Origin of the sequence: Nonomuraea angiospora, assembly GCF_014873145.1 — a bacterium.
In the GTDB taxonomy this organism is placed as follows: domain Bacteria; phylum Actinomycetota; class Actinomycetes; order Streptosporangiales; family Streptosporangiaceae; genus Nonomuraea; species Nonomuraea angiospora.
In genome coordinates this window covers 3,416,489-3,439,248 of the sequence record NZ_JADBEK010000001.1, presented here as the reverse complement: position 1 = coordinate 3,439,248, position 22,760 = coordinate 3,416,489, and the positions used below count along the sequence as shown (strand labels likewise).

The window sequence follows — 22,760 nt, the reverse complement described above, 5'->3', positions numbered from 1 at the left end:
CGGACACACTGTTGGGTCCTGAGGAAACGGGTGACCGGTTCTTCTGGAGTACAGGGCCGCTGAAGGGTTCGGGTTTCCCGGGCTTGGATGCGGTTGCTGTTTGTTGTTTGAGATTTGCATAGTGGACGCGAGCATCTTTGTGGCCAAGTTTTTTAGGGCACACGGTGGATGCCTTGGCATCAGGAGCCGATGAAGGACGTGGGAGGCTGCGTTAAGCCTCGGGGAGTCGCCAACCAGACGTTGATCCGGGGATGTCCGAATGGGGAAACCTAGCACCAGTCATGTGGTGTTGCCTCCGCCTGAATGTATAGGGCGGTTGGTGGTAACGCGGGGAAGTGAAACATCTCAGTACCCGTAGGAAGAGAAAACAACAGTGATTCCGTGAGTAGTGGTGAGCGAAAGCGGATGAGGCTAAACCGGGCGTGTGTGATAGCCGGCAGGCGTTGCATGTCCGGGGTCGTGGGACCCTCTTGGTCGATCTGCCGATCGGCCGGACAGTAAGAAATCGATGGGGTAGTTGAAAGCTCTGGGAAGGGCTGCCGTAGACCGTGAGAGCCGGGTAGGCGAAACCTTGTCGACTGTTTGAGGGGATCCCAAGTAGCACGGGGCTCGAGAAATCCTGTGTGAATCTGCCAGGACCACCTGGTAAGCCTAAATACTCCCTGATGACCGATAGTGCACGAGTACCGTGAGGGAAAGGTGAAAAGTGCCCCGGTGAGGGGTCGTGAAATAGTACCTGAAACCGTGTGCCTACAAGCCGTAGGAGCTTACAGAAGCTTGCTTCTGTGTGATGTGACTGCGTGCCTTTTGAAGAATGAGCCTGCGAGTTATGGTGTGTGGCGAGGTTAACCCGTGTGGGGGAGCCGTAGCGAAAGCGAGTCTGAATAGGGCGTTGAGTCGCATGCTGTAGACCCGAAGCGGAGTGATCTACGCATGGGCAGGTTGAAGCTCAGGTAAGACTGGGTGGAGGACCGAACCCACCAGGGTTGAAAACCTGGGGGATGATCTGTGTGTAGGGGTGAAAGGCCAATCAAACTCCGTGATAGCTGGTTCTCCCCGAAATGCATTTAGGTGCAGCGTCGCGTGTTTCTTGCCGGAGGTAGAGCACTGGATGGCTAATGGGCCCGACAAGGTTACTGACGTCAGCCAAACTCCGAATGCCGGTAAGTGAGAGCGTGGCAGTGAGACTGCGGGCGATAAGGTTCGTAGTCGAGAGGGAAACAGCCCAGATCACCGACTAAGGCCCCTAAGCGTGTGCTAAGTGGGAAAGGATGTGGAGTCGCAGAGACAACCAGGAGGTTGGCTTAGAAGCAGCCACCCTTGAAAGAGTGCGTAATAGCTCACTGGTCAAGTGATTCTGCGCCGACAATGTAGCGGGGCTCAAGTACACCGCCGAAGTCGTGGCATTGACACACATGTTGTGTTGATGGGTAGGGGAGCGTCGTGCAGCCGGCGAAGCAGCAGAGTGATCTAGTTGTGGAGGCTGTGCGAGTGAGAATGCAGGCATGAGTAGCGAATCGAGGGTGAGAAACCCTCGCGCCGGATGACCAAGGGTTCCTGGGGCAGGCTAATCCGCCCAGGGTAAGTCGGGACCTAAGGCGAGGCCGACAGGCGTAGTCGATGGACAACGGGTTGATATTCCCGTACCCGCTTTAACGCGCCCATACTGAACCCCTTGATACTAAGAGTCCTTAAGTCAGCTGGTCCTTCGGGACTGGTGTTAGACCGAACGCTCGGCCTGATTGGGTAGTAGGTAAGCGATGGGGTGACGCAGGAAGGTAGTCCAGCCCAGGCGATGGTTGTCCTGGGGTAAGCATGTAGGGCGGAACGTAGGCAAATCCGCGTTCCTTAAGCCTGAGATGTGATGCCGAGCCGATTGTGGTGAAGTGGATGATCCTATGCTGCCGAGAAAAGCCTCTAGCGAGTGTTGTGGCGGCCCGTACCCTAAACCGACTCAGGTGGTCAGGTAGAGAATACTAAGGCGATCGGGTGAACTGTGGTTAAGGAACTCGGCAAATTGCCCCCGTAACTTCGGGAGAAGGGGGACCTCTGCTGGTGATGAGTCTTGCACTCGGAGCTGGTGGGGGTCGCAGTGGCCAGGGGGAAGCGACTGTTTACTAAAAACACAGGTCCGTGCGAAGTCGTAAGACGATGTATACGGACTGACGCCTGCCCGGTGCCGGAACGTTAAGGGGACCGCTTAGTCCAGCTTGCTGGGCGAAGGTGAGAACTTAAGCGCCGGTAAACGGCGGTGGTAACTATAACCATCCTAAGGTAGCGAAATTCCTTGTCGGGTAAGTTCCGACCTGCACGAATGGCGTAACGACTTCCCCGCTGTCTCAACCGCAGACCCGGTGAAATTGCAGTACGAGTAAAGATGCTCGTTTCGCGCAGCAGGACGGAAAGACCCCGGGACCTTCACTACAGCTTGACATTGGTGTTTGGAACGGCTTGTGTAGGATAGGTGGGAGACTGGGAAGCTCGGACGCTAGTTCGGGTGGAGTCATTGGTGAAATACCACTCTGGTCGTTTTGGATGTCTAACTCTGGTCCGTGATCCGGATCGGGGACAGTGTCTGGTGGGTAGTTTAACTGGGGCGGTTGCCTCCCAAAGGGTAACGGAGGCGCCCAAAGGTTCCCTCAGCCTGGTTGGCAATCAGGTGTTGAGTGTAAGTGCACAAGGGAGCTTGACTGTGAGACTGACGGGTCGAGCAGGAGCGAAAGCTGGGACTAGTGATCCGGCATCGGCGTGTGGAAGCGGTGTCGCTCAACGGCTAAAAGGTACCCCGGGGATAACAGGCTGATCTTCCCCAAGAGTCCATATCGACGGGATGGTTTGGCACCTCGATGTCGGCTCGTCGCATCCTGGGGCTGGAGTAGGTCCCAAGGGTTGGGCTGTTCGCCCATTAAAGCGGTACGCGAGCTGGGTTTAGAACGTCGCGAGACAGTTCGGTCCCTATCCGCTGCGCGCGCAGGAGACTTGAAAGGGGCTGTCCCTAGTACGAGAGGACCGGGACGGACGAACCTCTGGTGTGCCAGTTGTACCGCCAGGTGCACGGCTGGTTGGCTACGTTCGGGAGGGATAACCGCTGAAAGCATCTAAGCGGGAAGCTTGCCTTGAGATGAGGTCTCCCACCACGAGAGTGGGTAAGGCTCCCGGTAGACGACCGGGTTGATAGGCCGGAGGTGGAAGCACGGTAACGTGTGGAGCTGACCGGTACTAATAGGCCGAGGACTTGACCACAAAGCTTCTTGCTCGCGTCCACTAGGCAATTCTGAAACAACAAGCGGTAGTGCTTGATAGTTTCATAGGGTTACGGCGGTTATGGCGGGAAGGAAACACCCGGTTACATTCCGAACCCGGAAGTTAAGCTTCTCTGCGCCGATGGTACTGCACTCGGGAGGGTGTGGGAGAGTAGGTCGCCGCCGGACAATCTTTGAGGGGGTTCGACGCCTTGGGCGTCGGACCCCCTTTTTTTTGTGTGCTGTGCCGGCGGGGTGGAGCCGTGAGACGTGTCCCCTCGCACGGTCCGTCGCCGACCCTTGCATTCTCTGACCACATTGGCTTCCGAGCGCACATGCCTGTAACTGTCTCGTCCGCTGACGGCGCAGCGGTGGGTTGTTGCGCAATTCGAATGCCTTCATGGACAGATGGCGAGCATGGAGAGCGGCAACATTGGCGAATCCCGTTCGTCAGATCAAGATTTCCGTGAGGCGTGGTGACATAGCGTTCGCCGTCACTGACCGTGCGTTTGTCGCCCCGCCGATATATGGCTTGCGTCCGGGCTCATGGACGTACCGGGGCTTGCTAGGCTGAGAGGAACCGGGCCACCCCACGGGTGGCCTTCGTCGCGTAAGGCCCTAGAGGCAGCGACCAGCCACAGTGGACCGTCGTTGTGAGTCCGCTGGGTGAGCCAACGAAATGGACCAGAAGTGAACAGAGATAACGGATCGGACGGCGGACAGCGCGGGCGCGGCGACTACGGGGACAGGCGCTCCAGCGGAGGCGGCAGGAGCGGCGGGTACGGCTCTCGCGGGCGAGACTCCGGCGGCGACCGTCCGTTCCGTTCCGACGACAGGTCGCGCTCGTACGGTCGTGGAGACAGCACGCCGCGGCGCGATGAAGGCTATAGAGACGATCGCGGTCCGCGTCGTGAGGGTGATGAGCGGCGTTCGTTCCGGGATCGGGATGATCGTGGTCCTCGTCGCGAGGGCGGCTTCGGCGAGCGGCGTGAGGGCAGGTACGGGGACCGTCGTGAGGGCGGCTCCGGTGAGGACCGTGGCCCGCGCCGGGAAGGCGGCTTCGGCGAGCGCCGGTACGGCGACCGTCGTGAGGGCGGGTCCCGCGAAGACCGCGGCCCGCGCCGCGAGGGCGGGTTCCGCGACGACCGAGGGCCGCGCCGCGAAGGTGGCTTCCGTGATGATCGGGGTCCGCGTCGTGAGGGCGGGTTCCGTGATGATCGCGGTCCGCGTCGCGAAGGTGGCTTCCGTGAGGACCGTGGGCCGCGTCGCGAAGGTGGCTTCCGTGAGGACCGTGGCCCGCGTCGTGAGGGAGGCTTCGGCGACAGCCGTGGGCCTCGACGCGAAGGTGATGATCGTGGACCTCGCGGTGACGATCGTCGTACCTACCGGGACCGTGACGACCGTGGTCCGCGTCGTGAGGGTGATGAGCGTCGTTCGTTCCGGGATCGGGATGATCGTGGTCCGCGTCGCGAGGGCGGCTTCGGCGAGCGGCGTGAGGGCAGGTACGGGGACCGTCGTGAGGGCGGCTCCGGTGAGGACCGTGGCCCGCGCCGGGAAGGCGGCTTCGGCGAGCGCCGGTACGGCGACCGTCGTGAGGGCGGGTCCCGCGAAGACCGAGGGCCGCGCCGTGAGGGCGGGTTCCGTGACGATCGCGGTCCGCGCCGTGAGGGCGGGTTCCGTGACGATCGCGGTCCGCGCCGCGAGGGCGGGTTCCGTGACGATCGGGGTCCGCGTCGTGAGGGCGACGATCGTGGTCCGCGTCGTGAGGGTGACGAGCGTCGTTCGTTCCGGGATCGGGATGATCGCGGTCCTCGTCGTGAGGGCGGCTCCGGTGACCGTCGCGAGGGCGGCTACGGCCCCCGTCGCGAAGGCTCGCGTCCGTTCGCGAGGGACGACCGCGGCCCCCGCCGTGAAGGCGGTTACGGCGACCGCCGCGAGGGCGGGTTCCGGGAGGACCGGGGCCCGCGGCGTGAAGGCGGGTTCGGCGGCAGGCGCGAGGGCGACCGGGGCCCGCGTGGTGGCGGAGACCGTCGCGAAGGCGGCTTCGGTCCCCGCCGGGACTCGCGGCCGTTCTCGCGGGACGACCGCGACGATCGTGCCGCCTCCTCGGGCACCCGCGCCAGGTACGGCAGGTCCGACCGCGAGGCGGAGGCCCCGCAGCGCGAGAAGCTGCCCGAGATCGCGCCCGACATCACCGCGGACGAGCTCGACAAGGAAGTCCGCGAGGAGTTGCGCTCCCTCCCCGGCGACCTCGCCGAGCTGGTGGGGCGGCACCTCGTCGCCGCCGAACGAGCGCTCGAGGACGACGACGCCGACCGGGCGCACGAGCACACGAAGGTTGCACGCAGGTTCGCAGCCAGGATCGGTGTCGTGCGGGAGGCCGCGGGCATCGTCGCCTACCGCGCGGGACACTTCTCCGAGGCGCTGAGCGATCTGCGCGCGGCCAGGAGGATGACGGGCTCTGACGCGTACCTGCCGGTCATGGCCGACTGCGAGCGCGGTCTCGGCCGTCCGGAGCGGGCGCTCGACCTCGTACGTTCGCCAGAGGCCGAGCGCCTCGACCGCGCCGGACGCATCGAGCTGACCATCGTCGAGTCCGGCGCCCGCCGCGACCTGGGCCAGCACGACGCCGCCGTGATCACCCTGCAGCGCCTCCCTGAGCTGCGCGACCCGCAGCCCAGGCCGTGGTCGGCGCGGCTGGCGTTCGCGTATGCGGACGCTCTGGCCGATGCCGGGCACCAGGAGGCGGCTACGGACTGGTTCGGGCGGGCGATGGCGTTCGACGAGGACGGGGAGACCGACGCCGCCGAACGCTACGCCGAGCTGACCGGGTCCGTCATCGAGGACGTCGAGGAGGACTTCGACTACGAGGACGACTTCGACGACGCCGGCGCGGCCGAGGCAGCTGAGGCGGCCGAGGACGTGGATGACGCTACGGCCCTGGCCGAAGCGGGCGACCTCCTGGCCTCCCCGGAGAACGTCTCGGACGAGGCGCGAGCCGACGTAGTCGACCGGGAGTCCCCGGAGACGGCCCCGGCCGAGGAGGAGCCGCGGGAAGCGGCGCCGACCGACGTACTGTCGGCCGACGTTCTGGAAGATGAGCCGCAGGAGGCGGCCCCGGCAGACGTACGGGATGGGGAGTCGCGAGAAGCAGCCTCCGCGGACGCGGCGGATCGCGGGCAGCAGGCTGCCCCGGCCGAAGCGCCCGAGCAGCCCGGCCCCGCCGACGCTGACGAGGAGCGGACTGAGGGGCCGGCTCAGGAGGCCCCGAAGCAGGCCGAGACGCTGAGCATCACGCCGGCATTCATCGAGCCCGACTTCGGTGACTCGCTCAACGACGAGTCCGACGAAGCCACCTCGGACGCCAAGCGCAAGTCCGACGACTGACCCCACGTCCCCGCCGTACCCGGACCGCTACCGTCGCCAGCCGACGGTCAAGCCGGTCCGCTACGGCGGGGACGGGTGGGTGACCGCTCACGGCCTCATCCAATGACGAACGCTCACACACCCGGTCCGCCGAGCGATCCCATACGGAATGGCCATGAGGCTGCTCCGCGCGATTGACGGCGAAGAACTCGGCACATGTACGGCGCCGAGGAACCACTTCTCCGGAGCCTGAGATCCAACACACATCCGACCGCGTGAAGTCCATAGATCCTGCAGGTCTTTGACGGCGAGGAGCTGGCACGCGTTCGGCGGTGCGGAGTTACGCGTGTCAGCGGGGATGGGGGAAGCCTCGCCCGCGCCTGGCGGTGCGGGCCACGCGGCCAGGGGCGGGGAGCCTTGCACGCGTTGGCGGTGCGAGCCCTGCAGTAAGCGGGCGCGGCGCGCGGCATGCGCACGAGGACCCGGCCCCAGTCTGACTGCGCAAAGTCTCGCCCGCATCCGAACGGTGGAGTCCTGTCCGCATCCAACGGCGTGAAGTCTCGCACCGGTCTCCCGGCAAAAGATCCCGCAGTCTTTGACGGCGAGAAATCCTGCATAGCGATGACTTTCGAGCAGCCCTGTACGGCCCTGATGTCAGGCACCTGACGTCGATGAGGCCGACGCACGTGCAACGGCACAACGCCCCCTGACCCGTATGACGCCGAGAACCGCCACACACCCGGCTTCTGAACGGTTTTTACGGGCCAGGCGACGAAAGCGGGCCCCGGCCAGGCGACGGCGGGGACATCCGCCCGCCCCCAGCGCCCGGCACCTCCCACGACACGCGACTACGGTGAGACCCGGTTGAGCCAGTGGAGGATCCCAGCCACGTTCGACGGAGCACCACTCAACAGCTCGAACTGCTCAGCCGCCCCATCCTCCCCACCCTCAGCCTCCAACGCCCGATAGCGATCCTTGGTGCGATCCCTGACCATGGCGACGGCGTGGTCCAGATCCATCCCTTCAGCATGAGCCTGCCGAGTGAGATCAACCCAGATGCGGAGCTCCTCCGCAGACCGCTCCAAGGTGTCCTGTACGGCATCGACCGGCCCATAGTGGCTGAACAGCAGTCGCTGCGGCCCAAGCGCCTCGAACAACGCGATCGAGTCGAGCGCCGTCTGCAGGTCGAAGTCCGGCGGCGGCGTCGCCGGACGGAGATCGCCCGTCTCGGGCAGGTAGACGCCAGCCGCGTCGCCGACGTACAGGTCGCCGGTGGCGGAGTCGATCAGGCCCACGTGGTGTTTCGCGTGCCCAGGGGAGTAGTGGCTGTTCAGCGTGCGTCCGTTGCCCAGGTCGATGGCTCCGGTGTCGCCGAGGGCCACGATGCGTTCGGCCTCGGTGGGCGACAGTTCACCAAATAGTGTGTCGAGCTTGTCACCCCACACCATCCGCGCACTGGCCATCAACCGCGACGGATCGGCCAGATGGCGGGCGCCCTTCTCGTGTACGACGATCTGCGCGGACGGGAAGAACTTGGCGATGTCGCCCACGCCACCGGCATGATCCAGGTGGATGTGCGTCACCACGACGGTGGCCAGGTCCTCCGGGCCGACACCCAGCGAGGCCAGCGCGTCGCGCACCACGGGCGCCGAGGTCGAGGTACCCGTCTCCACGAGGCACGGCCGATCCCCCAAAATCAGATAGCCGGCCGTGATACCCGTGTATCCAGCCATTTTGGTGTCGATTTCATAGACGTCGCCACCCAACGCGGTGATGTTGTCCACAGGAACTCCCGCCCCTCCAGCCGCTGTCCCCAGAACGGCATTCCAGCCGATCCGGCCTCCTCCTCATCGTAGATAGTGATCTCCATCAGAGCACCGATAGGAGGACGACAGTGGACCGAAACGAAGTCCTGCTGGTAGGCCGGCTGTCGGCGGGGGTCGAGGAACACTCCTTGCCCAGCGGCGACACCGTGGCGAAGTGGCGCATCATCGTGCGCCGACGCCGCAACCGACGCGGAGCGACCCTGACCGACAGCATCCCGTGCGTCACCTTCGACCCGGAGACGGCGGCCACAGTCCGCGGCCTCAAGCCCCGCGACTACATGGAGGTGACCGGTTCCTTCCGCTGCCGCGTCTTCGGCCCGTCCGCAGCCAAGATCTGGCGGTACGAGGTGGAGGTGAGCTCCGCCAGACCGTACGAAGCCGACGTTCCCCTCCCTGACGACCTTCCGGACAACCCCACCCATAGCACCCACGGAAGTCTCGCAGCCCTGATCCCCCGCCAAGTGGCCTACCTAGCCCCAGCAAGCTGACCCACCCGCCGCGCCACCGGACATGGAGGGCTGGCGTGGGCGAAGGCCGCCGGACCCTCGCCTGGTCGTGGGACAGCGGCCTCTCGTGGGGGACGGCCTGGCCTGCCGCGGGCATGGATGTCCTCGACCGCGCACGGCGCAGACGTCGACCGAGAGCACGAAACCGGCCGCTGCGGTCAGCGGTGCCGGTCGCCGGTCATCACGTGGAGTCGTTCGGCCAGGACGCGCTCGCTGGTGGGCGGCTGCGCCGGCCATCTGATCGGGACTGTCTGCGCGGGTGGGGCGGTCGCGCTGCGTGTTTTGCACCGATCCGTGAGGCTCGTCGCCCACGGCTGGTTCTCGCAGGGCCACCGCGCGCAACTGCCGCCCAGCCCTCTACGGACGGCGGGGACGTCCTTCCGCTCGCCGCGCAGACGGCGGACGACCGCGGTCGTGAGGAATCATGCGCCGCGGTCGGGAGGAGATGGTCGGTTCAGTCGATGGCGAACGTACGGAGGACCAGGCCGGTCCTGGGCTTCGGACCGAAGGAGGTGGACTTGCGGGGGACTCGTTCGCCGCCCGCGGCGACGGCCAGCACGTCGTCGACCGCGAGCGGCCTGAGGAGCACCGCGGTGCCGCCGGTGCGGATGGCCAGTCGCACCGCCGCGTCCGTGTCGTGATGGACGATGCGCACGGCCTGTTCGTCGTCGCGCATCCCCCACACCTTGGGCAGGACGAACTCCGTGAGAACGGAGGTGTTGAGGGAGTTCCAGCGATCGGAGTGGTCGGGCGGCATGGCGCGGGCGAGCTGCACCGGGTCAGGGTTGGTGAGCAGATGCGTGCCGCCCTCCCCGGCGAGCAGGAACGCCGGCTCCGCCGCCTCCTTCAGGGCGGCCAGGCCCTGCGCCAAGTCGTCGAAGTCCTGAACCCGCCACGCGCCCCTGGCCTTGGCGACCGCCTCGGCAAGGGGGAGCCCGGGGATCACGCGGTGGATGGCCTGCAGATTGGGCGGGTACGCAGTGGAGTCGACGAGCAGTGCAAGCCCGAAGTCCCACGGACCGACCACGGGTTGCGGTGTGGAACGGTCGCCGCTCGAGCGCCCAGATCCGGCCTCACCGGAGACACCCGTGGCAGCAGAGGTCGCGGAGACCTGGGAAGCGAGGGGGACGTCCGGGATCGGCGGCTTCCCATCCAGGTCGAGATTTTCGCTGGGAGAAGACGGCTGTGGTTCCGAAGGGCTGGCGGGATGAGGCATTTGAGCCGCTGGCTCGACGTCAGAGGAAGACGACGGGGCCTGAGACGTGGCGTCGGGTCGAGCTGTTGAGGTGGTGGAGGTTGGCCGCTCGGGCTGGGCAGCGCGGTGGGTGGCGTGCTCCTGGCGTTGGAGTACGCGGTACGTCGCGTATCGGTGGTGGCCGTCGGCGATCAGGGCTTGGCGGTCGTGGAGATCGGCGTTTATCGCGTTGATCTCGGAGGTGTCCGTGATGGCCCACAGGCGGTGCCTTAGGCCGTCCTCAGTGTGGGCGGACATCAGGGGGCGCCGTTTCGAGGCCACCTCGTCCACCAGGCGAGTGGCCGTGCCGTTGTCGCCGTTGTAGAGGAGGAAGATGGGTTCGAGGTTGGCCTGCGTGGTGCTCATGAGGGCGAGCCGGTCGGTGATGGGGCCCGGCATGACGTCCTCGTGGGGGAGGATGATGCGCTGCCCCGGATCGGCCAGGCCCACGTCGCCGATCAAGCCTCGTTGCAGGACGTTCGGCCCGCTCTGCTCGTACACATAGAGCGCCGGAACGTCGTCCGGCACCAGGACCCCCGAGTCCAGCCAGGCCCTCAGGGTGTCCCGCGCCTTGGCGTAGCGGGTTTCGAGCCCGGTGCCGGACGGTGTGGGAGGAGCGGACGCCTGCTGCTGCGTGCTGGCCGGCTCGACGTCGGCCGACGGGCGGTGGGGCGCGGTGTTGCGTGTTTGGTTGGGTTTCTGTTGCCGATGGGGGGCTGGTGACTTGGCGGAGGAATCGTCTCGGGGGGAGCGGGGAAGGATGAGTCGGACGACGTTGTTCGGATGGGAGTCCAGGAGGGCGTCCACGTCGGCGTCGGAGATCAGGTCGTATGGTGGGGAGGTCACCTTGGCGGGATCTTCGACGGCGAAACGTACCCCTCGGAAGGGCCGTAGCACCAGCCCGTCCGGCATCGGCAGTTCAGGAATCCCCATACCGGGCATGCTCCCATAAATGCTCGTCCCTTCCGGTAGTCGCCCCATGGTTGCAGCCCGTGCCCGTTCCGTAGCAGGGCGAAGCGGGTCCGTCGTTCAGCGATGAAGGAGTCCCCACTCATGGCCCACGATGGAAACGTTCACGACGAGAACCCAGGTGCTCCTGGGGGCGGTGTTTACGATTGGTATCAGCGTGGGGTGAGATTGCTGAAAGAGGGCAGCCCGGCTGCCGCTGCCGCGTTGCTGGAGCGTGCCGCCGCGGCCGAACCCGAATCGCGGAGCATTTTGGAGGCGTTGGCTCGGGCGCAGTTCAATTCCCGGCAGTACGCGGAGGCTGCCGCCAGTTTCCGGCAGATCGTGAATGCTAATCCGGCCGAGGATTATGCGTACTTTGGGTTGGGGCTGTCGCTGTGGCGGACCGGGGATGTGGAGGGGGCCCAGGAGCCCTTGGCCATCGCGGTGGCCATGCGGCCGGATGAGCGGCATTATGTGTCGGCTTTGAAGAGTGTTCGCGCTACCTTGCGAGCTCGTCGCGAAATGTAGTCGGAGGACATGGGGCGTCGGTAAGCCGCCTGGTCTCTAGTGGTCGTCTTCTTTGGCTGTCTGAGCTTGTTTGGGTTTGGGTGCGGGGATGCGCGTTGAGCGATGAGACCGGCGGGGCATGGGGGTTGTCTTTGAGTGAGCTCATGGCGCCGGGGCGCTGTGAAGACTGGTCAAGGTTTGCAAGGTGGGCTCGTGGTACGGGACATCACATCGCCCACGCCATCGGCAGCGTGGAGCTTTGGGCGGAGGGGTGAGGGGCCGTCCTGTCGGGCGGTGGAGCGTTGAATGGCCGGCCTTTGTGCGGGGGATGGTTGCGGCGGCGCTAAAGTCGCACGCGGCGTGAGAGTCAAACGGGGAGAGGCACTGTGCTGATCGACGGTTATGACACCCTGCTGCTCGACCTCGACGGTGTGGTCTATCTGGGCAGCCATGCGGTGCCGGGGGCGCCGGCGGCGTTGGAGGAGGCTCAGCGGCGTGGGGCGCGGCTGGCGTACGTCACCAACAACGCCTCTCGTACGCCTGCTGCCATCGCCGCTCACCTGCGTGAGCTTGGGGCGCCGGCCTCGGCCGACGATGTGGTGACTTCGGCTCAGGCCGCTGCCCGGTTGGTCGCTGAAAGAGTGCCGCCTGGGTCGAACGTGCTCGTCGTCGGAGGGTCCGGGTTGCGGTTGGCCGTACGGGATCGGGGGCTTCGGCCGGTTTCTACGGCCGTCGAGTCGCCTGTTGCCGTGGTGCAGGGGATCGCCCCCGGTTTGTCGTATGGCCTGCTGTCGGAAGGGGCGCTGGCGGTGCGGCAGGGGGCGTTGTTCGTGGCCTCCAACGGGGACAGCACGATGCCTACCGGGCGAGGGGAGTTGCCGGGGAACGGGGCGATGGTTCGGGTGATCGCGGCGGCTACCGGGATTGAGCCAATTTATGCCGGTAAGCCTGATCCGCCGTTGCATCGGGAGTCCATGATCCGTACGGGGGCGCGGCGGCCGCTGGTCGTGGGGGACCGGCTGGACACCGATATCGAGGGGGCCTCCAACGCGGGGGTTGAGAGCCTGCTGGTGCTGACCGGGGTGGCGACGGCTGTCGATGTACTGACGGCGGGACCGCGTCATCGGCCCACCTATGTCGGTGAGGATCTGCGTACGTTGCTGGAGTCCTATCCCGAGGTGCGGGATGGAGCTTGCGGGGGGTGGCGGGCCCGGTGGCAGGACGGTGTGCTGCGCCTCGATGGCGACGGGAGCCGGATTGATGGGCTGCGGGCTGCCTGCGACGCGGCGTGGGCTGTGGCCGGCGAGGGGCGGGTCGAGGAGGATGCCGTGAAGCCCGTGCTGGATCGGTTGGGCTGAGGTTCGCGGGGCTGGGTCACCGTTGAGGGTGCGCCGGTCTCGCTGTGGTGTTGCCGGCTAGAGGCCGGACTGGGTGAAGCGGGCGCAGGGTTGTCGGGTGGTTGTTGCTGCCTCTTGGCTGCGGCTGCTGTGTCGCCGTGGTTGTCGTCGTCGCTGCTGTGGTCGCCTCGCCCTCGTCCTCGTGCTGGCCCTCGTCCTCGTGCTGGCCCTCGGCGTTGCTGGCGCTGGCGTGTTGTGCCGTTGCTGCCGCTGTTGCCGTGGTCAGTGCTGTTGGACCGGTGGGCGGCTCGGATGTCGCAGTTGCGTGGTGTCGCGGGGGTCAGGACGGCATCGGTTTTGGGCGGGTTGGTGTCAGCGGTGGGCTGGCGCCAGGGACGGTAGTGCCAGCCTGCTGGCCATGCCGATCGCGGTTGGTGGTCGTCAGGTGTTCTGCTTCGGCCGGAGGGAACGGCGGGCAGGGGGCCAGGGGAGGTGAGTGGTGAGCCGCCCTTGGAGTGGGCGGCTGGGGAGGATTAAGGGTCGCGGCCTCTGGGGCGGGGCGGCGGGTTCGTTGGGGGCGGCGAGTCCGTCGGGTGGGGGTGGCCGGTTCGTGGGTGAGGTGGGTTAGTTGGGCGGGGTGGCCGTTCCTCGCTGGGTGGTGGGCCGTTGGGCGGGGGTGGTGGGTTTCTGGGTGGGTTTCGTTTGGTGGGTGGTCGGTGGTGGGTGGTGAGTAGGGGTCGGCGGTTCGTGGTGGGTCGGCTAACTGGGTGGGGTGGGTGTTCGTTGGGTGGAATGGTGGGGTGGGTTGTCTTAGAGGAGTCTGCGGAGGCGTAGGAGGTCGCCGAAGCTGGCGTCGACCTTCACTCGTCCTCCGAGAAGCGCGCGAGCGAGGTCCAGTTCCCCGTCCACCAAAGCGATCAGGTCGTCGCTCGCGATCGTGAGCTTGACGTCCGCCGGCTTGCCGTTCGATGGCGGGTGCTCGCTGAACGGGTCGAGCCCTCCGTGGTGCAGCCGGCCGTAGAAGATCACGTCGAGGTCGGGAACCCGGCAGCTGACCGTCCGCTCGACCACGTGTTTGGCACGATCCTGCTCGTCGATCTCGTCGAACTGGGCGACGAGCTTCACCAGTGCCGCCCGGCACTCCTCGACGCTTGCCATGATGCGTATCCTTTCATTTTCCTTTGCGGACGGTAGCGTTCCACATCAGTAGCACCCCCGTATGAGCTTCAACGCGTGACACGCCTGCCAAGGTCCCGGGCGCTCGCGGGAGGCGTTAACGTCGAGTCATGAGTGAGCTGCCGGAGGAGACCGGCGACGAGCGGGTCGATGCCATCGTGGCCGGTCTGGGCCGCCTTGGCGAGCTGCCGGTGAGTGAGCACGTGCAGGTCTTCGACGAGGCGTTCTCCGGGCTCGAGTCCACGCTGGCCACCGCAGTGGAAGAGCAGTGAGCCGGCGGATCCGCCTCGACAGCGAGCTGGTACGCCGGGGCCTGGCCAGGTCGCGCGAGCAGGCCGCCCAGCTCATCGAGGCCGGCCGGGTGAGCGTCGGGGGTCAGGCGGCGCGCAAGCCCGCCACCCAGGTCGAGACCGCCTCCGCCATCGTGGTGGCCGAGTCGGAGGACGGGCCCGACTATGTTTCGCGAGGAGCGCACAAACTGCTCGGCGCGCTCGAGGCGTTCGAGAATCTGAGGGTGGAGGGCCGGCGCTGCCTCGACGCGGGCGCCTCCACCGGCGGGTTCACGGACGTGCTGCTGCGCCGCGGCGCCGGCCACGTGCTCGCCGTGGACGTGGGTTACGGCCAGCTGGCCTGGTCGTTGCGTACCGATGAGCGGGTGACGGTGATGGAGCGCGTCAACGTGCGCGACCTGACCCCCGAGATGGTCGGCGAGCCGCCCACGCTGGTCGTGGGCGACCTGTCGTTCATCTCGCTGCGGCTGGTGCTGCCCGCGCTGGCCTCGGTCGCCGCGCCGCGGGCCGATTTCGTGATGCTGGTCAAACCGCAGTTCGAGGTGGGCAAGGACCTCGTCGGGGCGGGTGGCGTCGTGCGCGATCCCGAGTTGCGCAGGCGTTCGGTGAGTGATGCCGCCGCCAAGGCCCAGGAGTTGGGGCTGACCGTGCGTGGCGTGACCGCCAGCCCGTTGCCGGGACCATCGGGAAATGTCGAATATCTGCTCTGGCTGGGCAAAGGGGAGGGCGAGCCCGCTGTCGCCGACCTCGAAGCCGAGATCCAACGTGCCGTCGCGGAAGGGCCGCAATGAAACGGACCGTGCTGGTCGCCGTACACACCGGGCGTGACGCCGCAGTCGAGAGCGCTCGCCTGGTCATCAACCGGCTGGTGGACGCCGGTATCAACGTCAGGGTGCTCGAGTCCGAGTACGTCGAGGTCGGCTGCGGCGGCGTGGAGGCGGTGCCCGGAGACCCGGGCGCGGTCAAGGACGCCGAGGTCATGATCGTGCTCGGTGGCGACGGCACGCTGCTGCGCGCGGCCGAGCTGACCAAGCCGGCGGGCACGCCGCTGCTGGGGGTCAATCTGGGGCATGTCGGGTTCCTGGCCGAGGCGGAGGTCGCCGACCTGGCCGAGGCGGTCGACAGCGTCGTGGCGGGCCGCTACGACGTCGAGGAACGCATGACGATCGATGTTCTCGCCAGGCAGAACGGCCGGGTGATCGCCGACACGTGGGCGCTCAACGAGGTGACCGTCGAGAAGCAGGAGCGCATGCTCGAGGTGGTCGCCGAGATCGACGGCCGCCCCCTGTCGCGGTGGGGGTGCGACGGCGTGATCTGCGCCACCCCGACGGGTTCGACGGCCTATGCTTTCTCGGCGGGCGGACCCGTCGTGTGGCCGGAGGTGGAGGCGCTGCTCATGGTGCCCATCAGCGCGCACGCGCTGTTCGCCAGGCCGCTGGTGGTCTCGCCGCGCTCCACGCTGGCCGTCGAGATCCTGCCCGAGACGCCGGGCGGCGTCCTGTGGTGCGACGGCCGGCGCCGCTTCGAGCTGCCGTCCGGCTCGCGGGTCGAGGTGCGCAGAGGCGCCGAGCCCGTACGGCTGGCGCGGCTGCACGGCGTGGAGAACAGCGGCGCGCCGTTCACCGACAGGTTGGTCGCCAAATTCGAGCTTCCTGTTCAGGGCTGGCGCGGAAGGGTGCGACCCTGAGTCAATGGAGGCGGGACCGCGTAGGATCGCGTGGGCACACGTTGGCACACGTGTTCGGAGATGACGCGGGTGACCATCAGACACGGCAGTGAACGGGAGTGGGCAGTGCGACCAAGGGTCGAGGAGGTCCGCATCCAGGGGCTCGGCGTCATCGACGAGGCCGTTCTCGAGCTTTCGCCGGGCTTCAACGTGGTCACCGGCGAGACCGGCGCGGGCAAGACGATGGTCGTGACCGGGCTCGGGCTGCTGTTCGGCGGCCGGGCCGACCCCTCGCGCATCCGACCGGGGGCCGATCGGGCGAGCGTCGAGGGCACGCTGGTCATCAAGCCGGGCGGGCGCGTCTCCCAGCAGGTCGAGGACATCGGCGGCGAGGTCGAGGACGGCGAGCTGATCATCTCGCGCACCGTCTCGGCCGAGGGCAGGTCCAGGGCCTGGCTCGGCGGGCGCACGGTGCCCGTCGGCACGCTGACCTACCTCGCCGACGACCTGGTGGCCGTGCACGGGCAGATGGACCAGCAGCGGCTGCTCCAGCCGGCCAGGCAGCGCGCCGCGCTCGACCGCTATGCCGGCAACGAGCTGGTCAAGCCGCTGCGGGCCTACTCTCAGGCGTACAAGCGGCACAAGCAGGTCGGCGCGCTGCTCGAGGAGCTGACCACCAGGGCCAGGGAGCGGACGCAGGAGGCCGACCGGCTGCGGTTCGGCCTGGAGGAGATCGAGAAGGTCGACCCCAAGCCGGGCGAGGACACCGACCTGCGCGGCGAGGAGGAGCGGCTCTCGCACGCCGACGCGCTGCGCAGCGCCGCCACCACCGCGCACACCGCGCTGCTCGGCGACCCCATGGAGGCGGCGGGCGGCCCTCACGACGTGATCTCGCTGCTCGGCGAGGCGCGGGCGGCCGTGGAGGGCGTACGCGACTTCGACCCCCAGCTCGCCTCCGTGGCCGACCGGCTGGCCGAGGCCGGCTATCTGATCTCCGACGTGGCCACCGACCTGGCGGCCTACGCGGAGTCGATCGAGGCCGACCCGGCGCGGCTGGCGGCGGTGCAGGAGCGCCGCTCCGTGCTGTCCGGACTTATCCGGAAATACGCGGAGGACAGCGCGGGCGTCCTGGCCTGGGCACAGCAGGCCGCCACGCGGCTGGCCGAGCTGGAGGGCGACGACGAGCGCATCGAGGAGCTGACCCGCGAGCACGAGGAGCTGACCGCGCGGCTCACCGAGCTGGCCGCCGAGCTCACCAGGGTGCGCCAGAGCGCCGCCGAGCGGTTCGGCCAGGCCGTGACCGAGGAGCTGACGGCGCTGGCCATGCCCCATGCCAGGGTCGTGGTGCAGCTCAGCCAGAGCGAGGAGTTCGGCCCCGAGGGCCGCGACGAGGTGGAGCTCCGGATGGCCGCCCACCCCGCCGCGCCGCCGCTGCCGCTCAACAAGGGCGCCTCCGGCGGCGAGCTGAGCCGGGTCATGCTCGCGATCGAGGTGGTGTTCGCGGGGGCGGACCCGGTGCCGACGTTCGTGTTCGACGAGGTGGACGCGGGGGTCGGCGGCAAGGCCGCGGTCGAGATCGGGCGCCGGCTGGCGAGGCTCGCCCGCACCGCGCAGGTGATAGTGGTCACCCATCTGCCGCAGGTCGCCGCGTTCGCCGACCAGCATCTGGTGGTCGAGAAGGCGAGCGACGGCAGCATCGTGCGCAGCGGCGTGGTCACGCTCGACCACGAGGGCAGGGTACGCGAGCTCTCCCGCATGCTGGCGGGCTTGGAGGACTCCGAATTGGGCAGAGCGCACGCGGAAGAACTCCTGGGGCTCGCCGCGGCAGACAGGTGATCCTGGGTGACATAGTGGACACGCCGCGTCATGCGTGGCCTCTGCGCTGTTTCGCTCTGGCAGGATGGTCTTGATGAAGGTTCCGGGAAGCAAGATGCCGGGCCTCCGCGGCCGGAAGGTTGGAGACCTTCCTGGTGTAACGGCAGTGGCGAGAATCGACCGGCGGACCAAGAGGCTGACAAAGCGCCTCCAGCCCGGGGAAATTGCGATTATCGACCACGTTGACGTTGACCGGGTCAGCGCGGAGGCGCTCGTGGCATGCGGTGCCGCGGCGGTGGTGAACGTCGCCTGCGGCATCAGTGGCCGCTACCCCAACCTGGGGCCCCAGATTCTGCTCGAAGCAGGCGTGCCGTTCGTCGACAACGCCAATCAGGAGCTGTTCGAGCGCGTCAAGGACGGCGACGTCGTCCGCGTCAACGACGGCGTGGTCTACCTCGACGACGACGTCGTCGGCAAGGGCGACGAGCAGACCGTCGAGGCCGTCGAGTCGGCCATGGCCGAGGCCCGCGCCGGGCTCGCCGTGCAGATCGAGGCTTTCGCCGTCAACACCATGGAGTACGTTCGCGGTGAGGGCAAGCTTCTCATCGAAGGCGTCGGCGTGCCCGAGATCCGCACCCCCATGGAGGGCAGGCATGTCCTCCTCGTGGTGCGCGGGTATCACTATAAGGAAGACATCGCCACCCTCCGTCCCTACATCCGCGAATACCGTCCCGTCCTCATTGGCGTCGACGGCGGGGCCGACGCGCTCCTGGAGGCCGGCTACCTGCCCGACGTGATCGTGGGCGACTTCGACTCCGTCTCCACCAAGGCCCTGACCTGCGGCGCCGAGCTCGTCGTACACGCCTACCGCGACGGCAGGGCGCCGGGCCTGGAGCGTGTCCACCAGCTCGGCCGCGAGGCGGTGATCTTCCCCGCCACCGGCACCAGCGAGGACATCGCGATGCTCCTGGCCGACGACAAGGGCGCCGAGCTGATCGTCGCCGTGGGCACCCACGGCACGCTGGAGGAGTTCCTCGACAAGGGGCGCTCCGGCATGGCCAGCACCTTCCTCACCCGGCTGATCATCGGCGGCAAGCTCATCGACGCCAAGGGCGTGAGCAGGCTCTACCGCAGCCGCATCTCCACCCCGCAGCTGCTCCTCCTCGTGATCACGGCGTTGATCACGATGAGCGTCGCACTCTTGATCTCGCCGATCGGCCAGACCTGGCTGAACGGTCTGCAAGACGCCTGGAACGCCTTCATCTTCTGGCTGGTCGGACTCTTCTCGTGATCGATTTTCGCTACCACCTCGTCTCCATCGTCGCGATCTTCCTGGCGCTCGCGGTCGGCATCGTGATGGGCACTACGCTGCTGCAGGATCCCGCGATCGACCTGGCGAAAAGGACCAGCGCCGAGTTGACCAACACGAACACCGGCTTGCGCGCCGACCTCGACACCCTGCGCGGAAGGGAGTCCGGCAACGACGCACTCATCACCGCTCTGACGCCGGACCTGGTGGCCGGCGACCTGACGGGCCAGCGGGTGCTCCTCGTCGAGACACCCGGCTCCAGCGCCACCGTCCGCGAGGCCGCGCAGCAGGCGCTCACGCAGGCCGGTGCGGAGATCACCGGGCCGGTCACGCTGACGGAGAAGTTCCTCGACCCGAAGGGCACGGGCGTCCTGGACGGCCTGGTCAACCAGCTCAAACCGGCCAACATGGTGTTCCCGCCCACGGCCACCTCCTGGGACCGGGCCGCCACGCTGCTGTCGGCCGCGTTCGTCACCCCCGACCAGGCGCAGGCCAACACCCCCAACCCGGCCACCGCCGACGTCGTCAGCTCCTTCGAGACCGGCGGGCTGCTCACCATCGATGGCGACCCGGTCAAGCGGGCCACGCTCGCCGTCGTGCTCGCGCCGGAGAAGCCGTACGAGGGCGAGAGCGCCGAGGTCCAGGCGGGCGCGCTCGTCTCCGTGGCCGGTGGGCTCGACCTGGCGGGCAAGGGCACGGTGCTGGCCGGCACTGTCGCGACTCCCGCCGCGCCCGGCGACCCGATCGCCGCCCTGCGCGACGACGGGGAGGTCTCCAAGCGGGTCAGCTCGGTCGATACCGCTGACATGCCCGCGGGCCGGGTCGCGATCGTCTACTCTCTCCGGGAGCAGCTGAACGGGCGCGCCGGCCAGTACGGCATCGGCAAGGGCGCTTCGGCGATGCTGCCCACGGTGACGAACGCCACTCCGTCCCCCACCACCCAGTCAGGGAGCTGACATGCCTGCCACCCAGGCCCGTGGTCTCCTCTACGCGCTCGCCGGTGCCGCGATCGGCGCTGCGGCCGCCCGCGTCGCGTACGCCGCGTTCACCCGCAACAGGCCGGCCGACCTGAGCGGCCGCTGGACGCGCAAGAACCACCGCGGCGAGCCCATCACGCTGCTCGAGGGCCCCTCGTTCGTGGCCGGGGCCAGCACGGCGGCCGCGCTCACGCCCGGCCTGCCGGGGCGGCTGCGCCTGGCCGCGCTCGTCGCGGGCGCGGGCAGCGGCGCGCTCGGCGCCTACGACGACCTGTACGGCACCACGTCGTCCAAAGGCTTCAAGGGCCACCTGACCGCGCTCGCCCGGGGCGAGGTCACCAGCGGCGCCGTCAAGATCCTCGGCATCGGCGCCACCGGGCTCGGCGCCGCCGCCCTCGTCTCGCAGGGACCGGTCGACACCCTGGTCAACGGCGCCGCCATCGCCGGCGCCGCCAACCTCGCCAATCTCTTCGACCTGCGCCCCGGCCGGGCCATCAAGGTGGGCCTGCTGGCCGGCGGGCCGCTGCTGGCCGCCTCCCTCTTCCGCGACTCGCCCGCCGCCGCGGCGCTGGCCGCCGTGCCGCTGGGAGCCGCCGCGGCGCTGCTGCCGGACGACCTGGGCGAGCGCGCCATGCTCGGCGACGCCGGGGCCAACTCCCTGGGCGCCCTGCTCGGGCTCGCCGCCGTCACCAAGCTGGGCCGTCCCGGCCGCTACGTGCTGCTGGGCACCGTCGTGGCGCTGACCGCCGCTGCGGAGAAGGTCAGCTTCACCAAGGTCATCGCCGCGAACCCCGTGCTCAACCGCCTCGACATGCTCGGCCGCCGTCCGGCCGACCCTGTGTGACCGCTCGTTTGTCGGTACGACCTGCCAGGATGTTCTGCGTCGGCACGATCGGGTGCGGGGCTGGGGAGGCCGGGTGGCAGTGGTGACGGCGCGCGGGGTCGCGGGCGGCGCCATGCTCATCGGGGCCATCACGGTGCTGGCCCGCGTCGCCGGGTTCGCCAAGCAGTACGCCTTCGCCCAGACGGTGGGGACCAACTGCCTCTCGACCGCTTACATGACGGCCAACCAGATCCCCAACATCGTGTTCGAGGTGGTCGTCGGCGGGGCCCTGGCCGGGATGGTCGTCCCGGTGCTCGCCGCCCGCGCCTCGGACGACGACCGGGAGACCGGCGAGCGGGTGGGCCGGATCAGCTCGGCGCTGCTGACGTGGGTGGTCGTGGTGCTCGTCCCGCTGGCCGTGCTCACCGCGCTGTTCGCCGGGCCGGTCATCGGGCTGTTCTTCGGCTCCCCCATCGAGGGGTGCGACATGGGCGTGGTGACGGCGGTCGCCAGCCGGATGCTGGTCGTCTTCGCGCCCCAGATCCCTCTTTACGGCGTCGCCGTCGTGCTCTACGGCGTGCTGCAGGCGCACAAGCGCTTCGCCGGGCCCGCGGTCGCGCCCCTCGTGTCCAGCATCGTGGTCATCGTGGCCTACCTGCTGTTCGTGCCGCTCAGCGGCGGTGACAGCAACCCGGAGCCACTGTTGGGCCCGGCCGAGCTGGCGCTGTCGCTGGGGACCAGCCTGGGGGTGCTGTCCCTGGTGCTGGCCGTGATCGGGCCCACGGCCCGGCTGGGGCTGAGATGGCGGCCCACCCTGCGCTTCCCCGACGGGGTGGCCGGGCAGGTGCGCCGGCTCGCCTTCGCCGGGATCGCCGGGCTCCTCGCCCAGCAGGCCGCCATGATCGTGGTGCTGGTGCTGTCGAACAACGCGATCGGCACCGGCGCCATCGTCGTCTACAACTACGCGTGGGCGATCTACCTGGTGCCGTACGCGGTGCTGGCCGTGCCCATCGCCACCAGCGCCTTCCCCCGGCTGTCCGCGCGGGCCGGCGAGCCGCGGGCGTTCGCCGAGCTGGCGGCGCGCACCACGCGGGCCGTGGTGCTGGTGTCCGGGCTGGCCGCCGGGGTGCTGGCCGCCGCCTCGGGGCCGGGCGCCGTGGTGTTCCTCGGGTTCAAGACCGTCGTGTCCCCGGTGGAGCTGGCCCGCGCCATCGCGCTGTTCGCGCCTGGCCTGGTCGGATATGGGCTCATCGCTCACCTGAGCCGGGTGCTCTACGCGGCCGGCCGCAGCCGGGCGGTCGCCACGGGGACCGTGACGGCGTGGGTGGTGGCGGCGGTCGCGCAGGTGATCTTCGCGCTGGTCCTGCCGGCGGGGTGGAAGATCGGCGGCTTGGCGCTCGGCATGAGCGTCGGCATGAGCGTGGGCGGGGCGCTGCTGCTCGGTTCCGTGGTCCGCGACCGGGGGAGCGCGGCGGTGGCGGGCCTGCCCCGGGCGGCGGCCGCGGCGGCCGGGGGCGGGTTCCTGGGTTACCTGGCCGGGGCCGGTGTGGTGGAGCTGGTCGGGGCGAGCGGCATCTGGCCCAACGTGGGGGTCACGGTCCTGGCCGCCGTCGTCGCGCTGGTGGTGGGGGCCGTGGTCGTGGCCCTGGTCGATCGGGCGGACGCCGATGCCGTGGCCGGGCTGCTGCGCAGGAGCGGGCGGGGTTAAGTGGGCAGGGGTTGAGTCAGGCCGGGTTGA

The 22,760-nt window shown here is 68.2% G+C and carries 16 protein-coding genes and 2 rRNA genes; 14 read left to right on the top strand and 4 right to left on the bottom strand.

Translation table 11 applies throughout. The annotated features are described in order from the left end of the window. The first annotated feature begins 141 nt into the window (after positions 1–141). Both H4W80_RS15615 and rrf read left to right on the top strand, forming a co-directional pair. A 23S ribosomal RNA gene (locus tag H4W80_RS15615) occupies positions 142–3,243 on the top strand. 71 nt (positions 3,244–3,314) lie between these two features. Further along, positions 3,315–3,431, top strand: a 5S ribosomal RNA gene (rrf, locus tag H4W80_RS15610). A 429-nt stretch (positions 3,432–3,860) separates the two neighbouring features. Here the strand turns inward: rrf and H4W80_RS60705 are convergent. Beyond that, a complete protein-coding gene (locus H4W80_RS60705) occupies positions 3,861–5,573 on the bottom strand; it encodes a hypothetical protein (RefSeq protein ID WP_225966529.1) in 1,713 nt (570 codons plus the stop codon). A 39-nt stretch (positions 5,574–5,612) separates the two neighbouring features. Between H4W80_RS60705 and H4W80_RS15605 the strand changes: the two genes are divergently transcribed. After that, positions 5,613–6,629: a prolipoprotein diacylglyceryl transferase gene (locus tag H4W80_RS15605; RefSeq protein WP_318786881.1), complete on the top strand. Its 1,017-nt coding sequence runs from the start codon at positions 5,613–5,615 to the stop codon at positions 6,627–6,629. Positions 6,630–7,456: 827 nt separating this feature from the next. Here the strand turns inward: H4W80_RS15605 and H4W80_RS15600 are convergent. Next, the gene (locus tag H4W80_RS15600) at positions 7,457–8,392 is read right to left on the bottom strand and encodes an MBL fold metallo-hydrolase (protein WP_192785757.1); all 936 of its coding nucleotides are present in this window, start codon (positions 8,390–8,392) and stop codon (positions 7,457–7,459) included. Between the two features lie 110 nt (positions 8,393–8,502). Here H4W80_RS15600 and H4W80_RS15595 point away from each other — a divergent pair, with 110 nt between their 5' ends. Next, complete coding sequence (locus H4W80_RS15595) at positions 8,503–8,922, top strand: single-stranded DNA-binding protein (RefSeq protein ID WP_192785756.1); 420 nt, start codon at positions 8,503–8,505, stop codon at positions 8,920–8,922. A gap of 472 nt (positions 8,923–9,394) precedes the next feature. Here the strand turns inward: H4W80_RS15595 and H4W80_RS63595 are convergent, their stop codons facing one another. Next, positions 9,395–11,107, bottom strand: coding sequence for a DUF1015 domain-containing protein (locus tag H4W80_RS63595; protein ID WP_318786880.1), 1,713 nt, complete (start codon positions 11,105–11,107; stop codon positions 9,395–9,397). Between the two features lie 120 nt (positions 11,108–11,227). Here H4W80_RS63595 and H4W80_RS15575 point away from each other — a divergent pair, with 120 nt between their 5' ends. Both H4W80_RS15575 and H4W80_RS15570 read left to right on the top strand, forming a co-directional pair. Beyond that, positions 11,228–11,650, top strand: a complete 423-nt coding sequence (locus H4W80_RS15575) for a tetratricopeptide repeat protein (protein WP_192785755.1) — start codon at positions 11,228–11,230, stop codon at positions 11,648–11,650. Between the two features lie 365 nt (positions 11,651–12,015). Then, the gene (locus H4W80_RS15570; RefSeq protein WP_192785754.1) at positions 12,016–12,987 is read left to right on the top strand and encodes an HAD-IIA family hydrolase; all 972 of its coding nucleotides are present in this window, start codon (positions 12,016–12,018) and stop codon (positions 12,985–12,987) included. A 789-nt stretch (positions 12,988–13,776) separates the two neighbouring features. On the opposite strand, the gene H4W80_RS15565 is transcribed toward H4W80_RS15570, so the two are convergent. Further along, a complete protein-coding gene (locus H4W80_RS15565) occupies positions 13,777–14,124 on the bottom strand; it encodes an SCP2 sterol-binding domain-containing protein (RefSeq protein ID WP_192785753.1) in 348 nt (115 codons plus the stop codon). 128 nt (positions 14,125–14,252) lie between these two features. Between H4W80_RS15565 and H4W80_RS15560 the strand changes: the two genes are divergently transcribed. The 8 genes from H4W80_RS15560 to murJ all read left to right on the top strand — a co-directional run bounded on the left by H4W80_RS15560 (position 14,253) and on the right by murJ (position 22,730). Continuing rightward, the gene (locus H4W80_RS15560) at positions 14,253–14,414 is read left to right on the top strand and encodes a hypothetical protein (protein ID WP_192785752.1); all 162 of its coding nucleotides are present in this window, start codon (positions 14,253–14,255) and stop codon (positions 14,412–14,414) included. Beyond that, positions 14,411–15,223 (top strand): TlyA family RNA methyltransferase, encoded by an 813-nt coding sequence (locus H4W80_RS15555; RefSeq protein WP_192785751.1) that lies wholly within the window; start codon positions 14,411–14,413, stop codon positions 15,221–15,223. Before H4W80_RS15560 ends, H4W80_RS15555 begins: the two co-directional genes overlap by 4 nt. Continuing rightward, positions 15,220–16,119: an NAD kinase gene (locus H4W80_RS15550; protein ID WP_192785750.1), complete on the top strand. Its 900-nt coding sequence runs from the start codon at positions 15,220–15,222 to the stop codon at positions 16,117–16,119. The genes H4W80_RS15555 and H4W80_RS15550 overlap by 4 nt, the downstream gene beginning before the upstream one ends. Positions 16,120–16,179: 60 nt before the next feature. After that, complete coding sequence (recN, locus tag H4W80_RS15545; RefSeq protein ID WP_192785749.1) at positions 16,180–17,934, top strand: DNA repair protein RecN; 1,755 nt, start codon at positions 16,180–16,182, stop codon at positions 17,932–17,934. Between the two features lie 73 nt (positions 17,935–18,007). Continuing rightward, positions 18,008–19,204 carry a putative cytokinetic ring protein SteA gene (steA, locus tag H4W80_RS15540; protein ID WP_192785748.1) on the top strand — a complete coding sequence of 399 codons (1,197 nt, stop codon included), beginning with the start codon at positions 18,008–18,010 and terminating at the stop codon, positions 19,202–19,204. Continuing rightward, positions 19,201–20,178 (top strand): copper transporter, encoded by a 978-nt coding sequence (locus H4W80_RS15535; protein ID WP_192785747.1) that lies wholly within the window; start codon positions 19,201–19,203, stop codon positions 20,176–20,178. The genes steA and H4W80_RS15535 overlap by 4 nt, the downstream gene beginning before the upstream one ends. Position 20,179: 1 nt before the next feature. Then, the gene (locus tag H4W80_RS15530) at positions 20,180–21,043 is read left to right on the top strand and encodes a hypothetical protein (RefSeq protein WP_192785746.1); all 864 of its coding nucleotides are present in this window, start codon (positions 20,180–20,182) and stop codon (positions 21,041–21,043) included. 73 nt (positions 21,044–21,116) lie between these two features. Then, positions 21,117–22,730: a murein biosynthesis integral membrane protein MurJ gene (gene murJ / locus H4W80_RS15525; protein WP_192785745.1), complete on the top strand. Its 1,614-nt coding sequence runs from the start codon at positions 21,117–21,119 to the stop codon at positions 22,728–22,730. Positions 22,731–22,760 lie beyond the last annotated feature (30 nt).

Coding starts and splice junctions, on each gene's coding strand:
- H4W80_RS63595 (WP_318786880.1), bottom strand. CDS start 11,107: ATGGGGATTCCTGAACTGCCGATGCCGGACGGGCTGGTGCTACGGCCC.
- H4W80_RS15575 (WP_192785755.1), top strand. CDS start 11,228: ATGGCCCACGATGGAAACGTTCACGACGAGAACCCAGGTGCTCCTGGG.
- H4W80_RS15565 (WP_192785753.1), bottom strand. CDS start 14,124: ATGGCAAGCGTCGAGGAGTGCCGGGCGGCACTGGTGAAGCTCGTCGCC.
- H4W80_RS15560 (WP_192785752.1), top strand. CDS start 14,253: ATGAGTGAGCTGCCGGAGGAGACCGGCGACGAGCGGGTCGATGCCATC.
- H4W80_RS15550 (WP_192785750.1), top strand. CDS start 15,220: ATGAAACGGACCGTGCTGGTCGCCGTACACACCGGGCGTGACGCCGCA.
- recN (WP_192785749.1), top strand. CDS start 16,180: ATGACGCGGGTGACCATCAGACACGGCAGTGAACGGGAGTGGGCAGTG.
- steA (WP_192785748.1), top strand. CDS start 18,008: ATGAAGGTTCCGGGAAGCAAGATGCCGGGCCTCCGCGGCCGGAAGGTT.
- H4W80_RS15530 (WP_192785746.1), top strand. CDS start 20,180: ATGCCTGCCACCCAGGCCCGTGGTCTCCTCTACGCGCTCGCCGGTGCC.